We start from the raw sequence: 9,569 nt of genomic DNA, 5'->3' as shown, positions 1-9,569 counted from the left end.
CGCGGGCCCGGCGGCCGCACGCCTCCCCGCCCCCCCGCCCCCCCGCCGCCCCCCCCCCCCCCGCCGGGGGGGGGGGGGGGGGCCCCGCGGCCCCCCCGCCTCCCGTCCGTCCGTCAGTACCGTTGACCGCATGCGCCGCCTGTTCCGCACCCGCTCCCACACCGTCTCGTGGGTGGGTGCCCTCGTGTCGCTCGTCGGCGTCGTCCTCCTCGCGGCGAGGCGACTGCAGTCGTCCGACCTGATCACGGGCGCGTCGCGGACCGACTTCGCGTTCGTCGCCGGCACGTACGACGGAGAGCTCGTCGCCGGGTCGGTCCTCGCCCTGGTCGGCGGGATCGTCGCAGTGGTCAGTGCCGCTCGCCTCGCTCGGACGTGGACGCCGCGCGCGCTCCTGACGGGCATCGTCCTGCTCGTCGCCGGCGTCGTCGTCCTCCTCGCCGCGCCGAACCCGTCGTTCGGGTGGTTCGCCTACGCGCCCCTCGCTGACGAGGCCATGCTGCCGATCACGCACACGTGGCAGGAGCGCGTGGGACAGGTCGTGGTCCTCGTGGGTGCGGTCGTCACGGCCTTCTCGGCCGGACGGCTCAGCGCCCGGCGCTGGCGCTGACCACGTCCAGCCGACGTCCGGACTCGGGCGCGGGCGGCTGGCACCATGGTCGGATGGCCGAGCAGTTCCTCCCCGGCGTCCCACGGCCCCCACGACCTCCGCGGCCGCGCGTCCGCAACCTCGCCCAGCACGACGTCCGTGACGCCCGGGCCAGGCTCCGCGGCACCATCTACGAGGACGTCACCCCGGACACCCGGGCCCGCGAGCAGTACTCGCCCGTGCAGATCGTCGACTTCTGCCTCGACCTGGCCGAGGTGATGCTCGCCTCCGGCGCCGACACCCGCAGCGTCGAGACCGCCGTCGTCGCGGTGTCGACGAAGTGGAACCTCGCCCCGCTCGACCTCGACTTCTCGGGCAGCTCGGTGACGATCCAGTACGCCCCCGCCGACCACCCGCCGCTCGTGAAGGTCCGCACGGTGCAGTCCGACGGCTCCGACCTGGACCGGCTCGCGCGCGCGAACCAGATCGTCGACGACCTGGTCCACGGCGAACGCGACATGACGAGCGCGGTGAACGCCCTCGTGGCGGTCCTGCGCCTGCCGAGCCGGTGGCCGACGTGGCTGGCCGACGTGGGGCTGTCGGTGCTCGGGACCTCGATCGCGGTGCAGGCCGGTGGCGGGTGGCGTGCGGGCGTCGGCGCCTTCGTGCTCATGCTCGGGATCATCGTGTCGGGGCGTTGGTTGACCGGTCGGGGCTTCCCGCAGTTCTTCGTGTCCGGGGCGCAGGCCGCGGTCGCCTCGGCGCTCGGCACCCTGGCGATCTGGGCCGACGTGCTGACCGCGACCGGAGCGGCCACCATGGTCGCCGCGCTCGTCGTGCTGCTGCTGCCGCACGTGTCACTCGTCACCTGGGCACAGGACGCGATCTCCGGGTTCCGCGCGATGGCCGTCGCCCGGGCGTTCTACATCGTGCTCGTGATCGCCGCGATCGTGGTCGGGGTGCCTGCGGGCATCGCGGTGCTGCAGTGGCTCAGCATCGAGGTCGACCCGTCCGGGATCGTGCTGCAGCCCCTGCCGCTCTGGCTGTCGCTGTCCCTGACGGTGGTCTCGGCGGCGGCGAACTGCTTCGTGCAGCAGGCCAGCGCTCGGGTGATCCCCGTCGCCGTGGTGTTCTCGGTCGCCGCCGGCGCGTTCCTGTGGGAGCTGCGGCACCTCGGCATGCCGCTCCTCGGGGCGACCTTCATCGCGTCGGTGCTGCTCGGCGTCCTGTCGACCATCGCGGCGGCGCGGATGCGCACGGCGGTGGCGGCGATCGCGGTGCCGGCGTTCTGCGGAGCACTGCTGCCCGGTGTCGCGGTGTCGAACGCGCTGCTCAACTTCATGTCCGGCTCGTCCGGGGCGGCACTCGACTTCGTGGCGGCGGTCTCCGTGGCACTCGGCATCGGCGCGGGCCTCGTGCTCGGCGGCCTCGTGGCGACGCCCGGCGCGCGACGGGCCCTGCGTCGCGCTCGACGGGTGACGGTGCACTCGGTCCACAACGACACGACCGCGATCCCCGTGCTGCGCGACACCGGCTACGATCCCGGCAACGGCTCGGTCCCGCGGGGACACCGCCCCCGCTGATCGGCAGCGACGCCGCCGGACCCGATCGCGCGGACGCGCAGCGCCGCTCCGTCGGACGCCGCCGCGCCGCCGGGCCGCCGGGCCGCCGGGCCGCCGGGCCGCCGGGCCGCCGCACACAGTCGCACCCCGCGGCGGACGCCGCGCCCCGGTTCGACGGGGTGCGACGTCCGCGACGGGGTGCGGACGGTGCTGGGCGAGCCGGTGCTCGCCCATGGATCAGCCCGCGTCGGAGACGGCCTTCGTCACCGCGGTCGGTGCGTCGTAGTCGCCGTCCGGGATGTTCCCCAGCGCCTCGAGCACGTCGTCCGGCGCGCTCTCCTGCTTCGCGGTCGACACGATGTCCTCCTTGGAGGCGGGGTAGTCGATGCCGCTGAGGTACTTCTGGACCTGGATCGGGTTCGGTGCTGCCATGTCGGCTCCTTCGCTCGGAGCATCCAGGACTACGCCGGGGTCCCTGCGCACCGGCCCGGCCAGTGCGCCCTGCGGCTCAGATCTCCCAGCTGCCGCCGTCGCTCCAGTTCGAGAAGCGCTGCGCGGCGCGGGGCTCGTACCGCTCCATCCACCCACGCTCGAGACGCGCCACGGCACGGTCGAAGGCGGGGACGAGGTCGAGGTCCGAGCGCAGCATGGCCTGCAGCTGCAGCCCCTCGTACAGGGCGATGAGCTGCTCCGCGCCGCGCCGCGGGTCCATCGTGTGCGGCGCACGGCCCACGGCGATGTCGTGCTCGAGCCCGCGGCGGATCTGCGAGGTGAAGAGCTGGTACCGCGAGCGCAGGTACGTGGCCATCGGGTGCGCGGGGTTGCCGGCGACCGACAGCAGCGCGACGAGGAGCCGCATGAGCGCGGGGTCCTCGGCGTTCGAAGCGACGATCGCACGCAGCAGCTCGACCGTCGGGCCGTCACCGACCTCGCGCGTGACCTCGTCCATCCGGGAGCCGTTCCACCGGTCCAGGGCTGCGAGCACCAGGCCGTCCCACGACGGGAAGTGCTGCCGGAGCTCGTCGGTCGTGATGTCCATGCGCTCCGCGACGAGGCCGACGTGCGCTTCGTGGAAGGGCACGTCGCGGAGCAGGTCGACGGTCGCACCGACGATCGTGATCCGCAGGTGCAGGGTGGCGGCCGCGGCGGCTGCCGCCTGCGTGTCCGCGCTGGTGTGTTCGAGCATCATGCCCTCCGTCGTGCGGCGGACGTCCTGTCCGCCCTCCCATCAAACCGCAGTGTCGGGGGACACAGCATCCCCGGTCCGGGTGTCAGCATGTCGGGGGACAAGGATCGGACCCCACTGCGCGTCACCGGGGTCCCGTGCGACCATGCCGGGATGACTCCCGAGGACCCGATCGCACAGGGACTGGCCACGATGGCGTCGGCCGGCTTCGAGTTCGGCGGCGACGACGAGCAGGTCGCGCACGACGTGCGGACGATGTGGGAGCAGCTCGGCTCCCCGGCGGGCGCCTTCGACGCGGCAGCACGCGCGATCGCCCGCTTGCCGCAGCGGCCGGAGGTCCCGCTCGCCGACCAGGCCCGACGCCGCGCGTTCGAACGCGCGGTCGGCATCAACCCGGTCGAGGTCGAGCTCACCGCGGCGATGTCCGCGCGGGAGCTGCTGGAGCGGATGGCGCGGTCCGTCGCCTGCTGAAGTGACGGACAGACGGACAGACGGACGGGAGGCACGGTGCCAGCTGGCACCGTGCCTCCCGTCCGTCTGCGGTGTACGCGCGTCAGGCCACGCGTCTCACGGGGTCGGCATGCCGCCGTCGACGTGGAGCGTCTCGCCGACCACGTAGGACGACTCACCGCTCGCCAGGAAGACGAACGCCGGCGCGAGCTCGGCGGGCTGGCCCCAGCGGCCGAGGTAGGTCTGCTCGCCGGCGGAGGGCAGCGCCTCCGGCGGCTGGCCGCCAGCCGGCTGCAGCGGGGTCCAGATCGGACCGGGTGCGACGGCGTTGACGCGGATGCCCTTCGGCGCGAGCTGCGCAGCGAGGCCCTTCGCCATGTTGTTCACGGTCGCCTTCGTGGCGGCGTAGTGCACGAGGTGCGGGGACGGCGCGTACGCCTGGATCGACGTCGTGTTGATGATCGTCGAGCCCGGCTTCAGGTGCGGCACCGCGGCCTTGGTGATGCGGAACGTCGCGTAGGCGTTCGTCTTGAACGTCTCGTCGAACTCCTCGTCCGAGATCTTCGTGATGTCGTCGACGTTCTGCTGCTTGCCGGCGTTGTTCACGACGATGTCGAGTCCGCCGAGGCCGTCGACGGCCTTCTGGACGAGCTCCTCGCAGAACGCGAGGTCCTTGATGTCCCCGGGGATCGCGACGGCGGTGCGCCCGGCGTCCTCGATGAGCCCGACGATGCGGTCTGCGTCCTCCTGCTCCTCGGGCAGGTAGACGATGGCCACGTCAGCACCCTCACGGGCGTAGGCGATCGCGACGGCGGCACCGATGCCGGAGTCACCGCCGGTCACCAGGGCCTTGCGCCCGGCCAGGCGTCCCGAGCCGCGGTAGGTGTCCTCACCGTGGTCCGCGGGGACGTTCTGCGCCATCTCCTCGTCGGTACCGGCACCCTGCAGGTACTGCTCGTCGGGCTTCTTGTCGGCGTACATCTTCGTCGGGTCCTGCATCGAGTACTGGTCGATGGCTCCCTGGTCGTTCTGCTGCTCCGTCATGGCCTGGACGGTACGCACCGGGGCACCGCGGTCCGTCCAGCCGGGTGTCCCCCGCGGGACGTCCGTGACACATCCCCAAGATCACGAACGCGTGACGACCGGGCTGCGATTCGGTAACACCTGTCGTCCTGTGCGGTGCCACGTCGTACGGTCGAGTGATGACTCCCCGTACTGCGATCGCCTTCGGCGCTGCCGTGCTCGCCGTGACGGCCTGCACGGTCGGGGTCGACGCGACGGCGCTCGGGAGCGTCACCCCGGCGTCCGCCGCCGAGGACCGCAGCGACGTCGCGCCGTCCGCACAGCCGGCGGTCCGGGTCACGAACCGCGAGCTGCGGCGGGTCGACACCATCGAGCTCGACGCCGAGTCGCTCCTGTTCCAGCACGACGACCACACCGTGGCCGAGACCTCGATGCGCGACGCGCGGTCCACCGTCGACCTGCTCGACCGGCTCCTCGGCACGCCGTCCCGCACGCAGACGGCCGTCGGCGACGGCGGTGCGTGCTTCCCGTCCGGCACCACCTACACCTGGGGCGGGGCGATCCGCGTCGCGGCGATGACCGCCCCGGCCGCGGCGGGGAACGCGGTCGAGATCCGGGTGCTCAAGGACGCCGTGCGGACGCGCGGCGGCGACCGGATCGACCTGACCGGACCGGACGGCGTGCAGGTCGGCGACGACGTCGAGGACGAACTGCGTTCGGCGTCGAAGGCCGACAAGGTCTCGTTCGGGTCCGGCGACTCCCGGGCCTGGCAGCTCCTGCTCGAGCCCGGGTGGGAGTCGACCGACGGCGACGTCCAGCCCGATGGCGACGCGCACGACGAACCGCGGGTCGAGCGTGGCACGCCGAGCGCGGCCCCGACGACCGACACGGACACCCGTGACGACGCAGACGACGAGTCGGACGAGCAGGGCACGAACGGCGTCTCCGCGCTGACGGACGACACCGAGGTCACGGTCATCGGGTCGCCGATGCCCGTGCACGCCCGCCGGTCCTGCTGAGCCGGGCCGTCAGGGCCGTCAGGGCCGTCAGGGCCGGATGGTCGCCACCACCGGGAAGTGGTCGCTCGCTGCCCACGTCTCCGGTCCGTCGTGGTCGATCACGACGCGCTCGACCTGGACCCCACCGCGGGTGAGCACCCAGTCGATCCGCTCTCCCGTGGGGTCCGGTTCCTGCCAGTCGTTGAACGAGGCGGTCCGGTCGTCCGGGTCGCCTGCCACCACCCAGGCGTCCTCGTAGCCGGCGTCCGCGAACACCTGCGATGCCGCGCCCTGTCCGGCCGGCTCGTTGCAGTCGCCGGCGAAGACGACCGGACCGTCGACCGAGCTGAGCCGCTCGACGACGAGGGCCGCGCTCCGGCGTCGCACCTCGTCGCCGTGGTCGTTCGGCTCGTGGTCGAAGTGCGACGTCAGGACCGTGAAGGCGCCGCCCTCGGCGTCCACGAAGCGGGCGTGGTTCGCGATCCGCGGGTACAGGCTCCCCCACGTGTTCGACACCGGTTCGTCCGGGGTGTCCGACAGCCAGAAGCTCCCGACGTCGACGGGACGCAGCCGGTCGCGCCGGAAGAAGATCGCCGCGTGCTCGCCGGCGGTACCGCCCTCGCGTCCCTGCCCGACGTCGCCGTGGTCCGGCAGACCTGCGCGGAGAGCGTCCATCTGGTGGTCGAACGCCTCCTGCACGCAGAGCACGTCCGGGTCGTGGCGACGGATGATCTCGCGCACCAGCGGCAGCCGCGCGGGCCAGTCGTGGGCGGGATCCGGGTTCTTGATGTTGTAGGTCATCAGGGTGATCGGACGGGCGACGTGGCTCACCGGTCGAACATACCCAGGGTGACCCGTCAACACCCCAGGCTGCGTCGCAGGGTCAGCAGGCCGTCGCGGGCGCGGGTCTTCGCGGTCCCGAGCGGAACCCCGAGTCGTTCGGCGAGTTCCGGACCGCTCAGCTCACCGAGGTGCCGGAGGACGACGGCCTCGCGCTGCCGCGTCGGCAACGCCGCGATCGCGCGGTGCAGCGCCGCGCGCTCCAGAGCACCCTCGGCCCGTTCCGTCGCTGCGTGGTCGACGGTGTCGAGCAAGCGGGTCCCGATGCGGAGGTCACGCTGCCGGTCCGCCTCGGCCTTGCGGACCCGGTCGATCGCACGGCGCTGCGCGATCGTCCTGATCCACGAGACCGGAGCGTGCTGCGGGTCGTAGCGACCCGCTCGACACCAGACCTCGAGGAGGACGTCCTGCACGACCTCCTCGGACAGGCTCCGGTCGACCAGGTGGTGCCGCACCCACGACTCGACGAGCGGTCGGAAGCGTCGGTGGAGTTCGGTGAACGCGTCGTGGTCGCCCGCGGCCGAGCGGAGCAGGAGCTCACGCTCCTCGTCACGGCAGCGTCGGAGGTCGTGGTGCACCGTGGCATTCCACATGTCACCGTGCACCACGTGCAAGCAGGACACGTCGGCGCCGACCGATGGCCAGCCGACTGTCGGACGACCGTCAGTTGATGCAGACGCCTTCCTTGCCGTAGCTCTTCACGTCGGTCGAACTCGGCTTCGGTTCGGACGACTTCGACGGCTGCGCCGGCTCCGAGGCCCCGGATCCGGTCGACCCGTCGGCCGGAGCCGAGGACGCGTCCCCGGCGGGGGCCGGTGCGGTGACGGTCTTGCCGTCGGACCCGAGCACCAGCGTGACGCCGGTCACGGTCGTCGAGCGGACGGCGACGGCACCCGGCACGACGGCGGCGACGGCCTTCGCCTGCGCCTCCTGCCCCGCGGGGTACTGCACCTGGGTCGTCTTCGTCGTCTCCGAGGAACCGGGCGCGCCGGCCTGGAACCCACGCGCGGTCAGGTTCGCGGTCGCCGCGCCGGCAGCCCCGGTGACCCCACTGCCGTTCAGCACCGTCACGCTCGTCGCCGCGGGCTGCGCGGCCGTGGCCTTCGTGTACTGCTCAGGCGCACCGACCAGCCCCTGCACGAAGGCGGGGAGCCCGACGGTGTCGACCTGCACGATCGAGAGCGGCGAACCGTTCACGGTGATGGTGGGGGTGCCGAGGGTCGGGATCGTGGCCGACTGGATGTTGCCGGGTCGCAGGTTCCGCATCTGGGTCGCGAGGGAGACCAGGTCGGTGTCCGTCTGGATCGAGCCGCCGACCGCGCTGAGGATGGCGTTCATCTTGATCGGGTTGAGGAGCGTGCCCGCGGACAGGACCTTCCGGGCCTCTTGCGACAGGAAGTACTGCTGGCGGACGTTCCGGTCGAGGTCACCGTTCGGCAGCCCGTGGCGCTGACGCACGAACGACAGGGCCTGCTTGGCATCGAGCTGCGAGGTGCCCGCGGGCAGGTCCACCCCGGAGTACGGGTCGTCCACCGCGTTGTTGAGGCAGACCTCGACCGGGCCGAGCTCCTTGACCACCTGGTAGAAGCCGAGCAGCGAGACGCGCACGTAGTGGTCGATGGTCAGACCGCTGAGGTCCTGGATGGTCTGGATCAGCAGCTTCGCGCCGCCGGTGTCGCCGCCACCGTTGAGGGTGCCGTAGTAGAAGGCACTGTTGAGCTTGCCCTTGCCGACGCCGGGGATGTCGACGTACGAGTCGCGCGGGAACGAGATCATCGTCGCCTGCGAACCGTCGGCGTTGATGTGCAGCACGATCATCGTGTCGGTGTTCGTCGCGCCGCCGTCGCTCGTCGTGCTGAGCTCGGCCATCTGCTCGGGCGTCGCGTTGTCCGGCCGGTGGTCGTCGCCCACGAGCAGGATGTTCTGCGCCTGCCCGTCCACGTCGTCGTCACCGTTCGACCGAGGTGCGATCGCGTCGATCTTCGTGACGCCGTTGTTCAGGCTGGTGAAGGCGAACGCGGCGTACCCGCCGGTCAGGACCAGCCCCATGGCCAGCACGCCGGCGATGGCGGGGAGGACGACGCCGCCCCCGCGCTTCTGGCGCCCGTGGCGCGGCGGCACGTGGCCGCGGCGGGCACGGCGCGTCGTCTGCTCGGGTTCGATGCTCACCCGGAAACCATAACCGCACAGCGTGGAACGGACAGGGAAACCCCTGAAGGTCGTCCGCCGAGGCTGAACGCCCCGTCGCGTCGGTCCCGCGTCGGCGGCCGCGTCAGTCCCGCGTCGGCAGGAGGTGGATGGCCTCCATCGCGAGCTCGGCCGCGATCGGGTCCTGGTCGAGGACGGCGGCCTTGAGCCGGTCGAGCTCGGGGCGGACCACCTCGGCCGGCACGAGCTCCGCCAGCTCGGGGACGCGCAGCTTGAAGGCCAGTCCGTCGGTGGTGGCGCGGCACAGCTGGGCGAGCGAGGCGTTGCCGCAGGCGTCGGCCCACATCGCGTAGATGTCGGAGCCCTCGCGAGCGACCTCGTCCTGGTGCTGCGCGTCGACCCGGGCAGCGACGTCGTCGATCATCGCCACGATCTTCTTCCGCTCGGCAGCGGAGAAGCGCGGCACGGCCAGCCGGACGACACCGCCGTAGATCACGCCGAGCGTGCGGTACGCGTCGAGCAGCTCGTCCTTCGTCGGCGCAGCGACCCGGGTGTAGCGGTTCGGCGCCATCTCGATCAGCCCGGCGCGGGCGAGCTCCGCCAGGGCCTCGCGGATGGGGGTGCGGGAGACGCCGAGCCAGGCGATCAGGTCGTCGTCGTTCAGCCGCTCCCCCGGCTCCAGCGTGCCGTCCATGATCGCGTCGCGGATCTTGTCCTGCACGGTGTCGCGGAGCAGCTTGCGTTCGGCGGCGGGCTGCGTCGAGGGGACTGGCATG

General features: G+C 72.3%; 11 protein-coding genes. 4 read left to right on the top strand and 7 right to left on the bottom strand.

Annotated features, from left to right (window positions below; translation table 11 throughout):
* Positions 1–130: 130 nt before the first annotated feature.
* Positions 131–607, top strand: a complete 477-nt coding sequence (locus tag QUG93_RS14465; protein WP_289474967.1) for a hypothetical protein — start codon at positions 131–133, stop codon at positions 605–607.
* Positions 608–660: 53 nt separating this feature from the next.
* Positions 661–2,169, top strand: a complete 1,509-nt coding sequence (locus QUG93_RS14460; protein ID WP_289474965.1) for a threonine/serine exporter family protein — start codon at positions 661–663, stop codon at positions 2,167–2,169.
* A gap of 216 nt (positions 2,170–2,385) precedes the next feature.
* Here the strand turns inward: QUG93_RS14460 and QUG93_RS14455 are convergent, their stop codons facing one another.
* A complete protein-coding gene (locus QUG93_RS14455) occupies positions 2,386–2,580 on the bottom strand; it encodes a DUF2795 domain-containing protein (protein WP_289474962.1) in 195 nt (64 codons plus the stop codon).
* A gap of 76 nt (positions 2,581–2,656) precedes the next feature.
* Positions 2,657–3,337, bottom strand: a complete 681-nt coding sequence (locus QUG93_RS14450) for a TetR/AcrR family transcriptional regulator (RefSeq protein ID WP_289474960.1) — start codon at positions 3,335–3,337, stop codon at positions 2,657–2,659.
* A 150-nt stretch (positions 3,338–3,487) separates the two neighbouring features.
* Here QUG93_RS14450 and QUG93_RS14445 point away from each other — a divergent pair, with 150 nt between their 5' ends.
* Complete coding sequence (locus QUG93_RS14445; protein WP_289474957.1) at positions 3,488–3,805, top strand: hypothetical protein; 318 nt, start codon at positions 3,488–3,490, stop codon at positions 3,803–3,805.
* A 96-nt stretch (positions 3,806–3,901) separates the two neighbouring features.
* Here the strand turns inward: QUG93_RS14445 and QUG93_RS14440 are convergent, their stop codons facing one another.
* On the bottom strand, positions 3,902–4,828 hold the full coding sequence (locus QUG93_RS14440) for an SDR family oxidoreductase (RefSeq protein ID WP_289474955.1): 927 nt from the start codon (positions 4,826–4,828) through the stop codon (positions 3,902–3,904).
* A 158-nt stretch (positions 4,829–4,986) separates the two neighbouring features.
* Between QUG93_RS14440 and QUG93_RS14435 the strand changes: the two genes are divergently transcribed.
* Positions 4,987–5,826, top strand: coding sequence for a hypothetical protein (locus tag QUG93_RS14435; protein ID WP_289474952.1), 840 nt, complete (start codon positions 4,987–4,989; stop codon positions 5,824–5,826).
* A gap of 27 nt (positions 5,827–5,853) precedes the next feature.
* On the opposite strand, the gene QUG93_RS14430 is transcribed toward QUG93_RS14435, so the two are convergent.
* The 4 genes from QUG93_RS14430 to QUG93_RS14415 form a co-directional block, all read right to left on the bottom strand.
* Entirely contained in the window at positions 5,854–6,636 is a 783-nt protein-coding gene (locus tag QUG93_RS14430; protein ID WP_289474949.1) for an endonuclease/exonuclease/phosphatase family protein, read from the bottom strand.
* Between the two features lie 26 nt (positions 6,637–6,662).
* Positions 6,663–7,223, bottom strand: coding sequence for a sigma-70 family RNA polymerase sigma factor (locus tag QUG93_RS14425; RefSeq protein ID WP_289474946.1), 561 nt, complete (start codon positions 7,221–7,223; stop codon positions 6,663–6,665).
* Positions 7,224–7,308: 85 nt separating this feature from the next.
* The gene (locus QUG93_RS14420) at positions 7,309–8,814 is read right to left on the bottom strand and encodes an LCP family protein (RefSeq protein ID WP_289474944.1); all 1,506 of its coding nucleotides are present in this window, start codon (positions 8,812–8,814) and stop codon (positions 7,309–7,311) included.
* Positions 8,815–8,917: 103 nt separating this feature from the next.
* Positions 8,918–9,568, bottom strand: a complete 651-nt coding sequence (locus tag QUG93_RS14415) for a GntR family transcriptional regulator (RefSeq protein WP_289474942.1) — start codon at positions 9,566–9,568, stop codon at positions 8,918–8,920.
* Between the last annotated feature and the right edge of the window lies 1 nt (position 9,569).

Origin of the sequence: Curtobacterium caseinilyticum (genome assembly GCF_030363035.1) — a bacterium.
Classification (GTDB): Bacteria; Actinomycetota; Actinomycetes; order Actinomycetales; family Microbacteriaceae; genus Curtobacterium; species Curtobacterium caseinilyticum.
This window is presented reverse-complemented; position numbering and strand designations above follow the sequence as displayed.

Coding starts and splice junctions, on each gene's coding strand:
- QUG93_RS14435 (WP_289474952.1), top strand. CDS start 4,987: ATGACTCCCCGTACTGCGATCGCCTTCGGCGCTGCCGTGCTCGCCGTG.
- QUG93_RS14445 (WP_289474957.1), top strand. CDS start 3,488: ATGACTCCCGAGGACCCGATCGCACAGGGACTGGCCACGATGGCGTCG.
- QUG93_RS14415 (WP_289474942.1), bottom strand. CDS start 9,568: ATGCCAGTCCCCTCGACGCAGCCCGCCGCCGAACGCAAGCTGCTCCGC.
- QUG93_RS14450 (WP_289474960.1), bottom strand. CDS start 3,337: ATGATGCTCGAACACACCAGCGCGGACACGCAGGCGGCAGCCGCCGCG.
- QUG93_RS14440 (WP_289474955.1), bottom strand. CDS start 4,828: ATGACGGAGCAGCAGAACGACCAGGGAGCCATCGACCAGTACTCGATG.
- QUG93_RS14455 (WP_289474962.1), bottom strand. CDS start 2,580: ATGGCAGCACCGAACCCGATCCAGGTCCAGAAGTACCTCAGCGGCATC.
- QUG93_RS14460 (WP_289474965.1), top strand. CDS start 661: ATGGCCGAGCAGTTCCTCCCCGGCGTCCCACGGCCCCCACGACCTCCG.
- QUG93_RS14465 (WP_289474967.1), top strand. CDS start 131: ATGCGCCGCCTGTTCCGCACCCGCTCCCACACCGTCTCGTGGGTGGGT.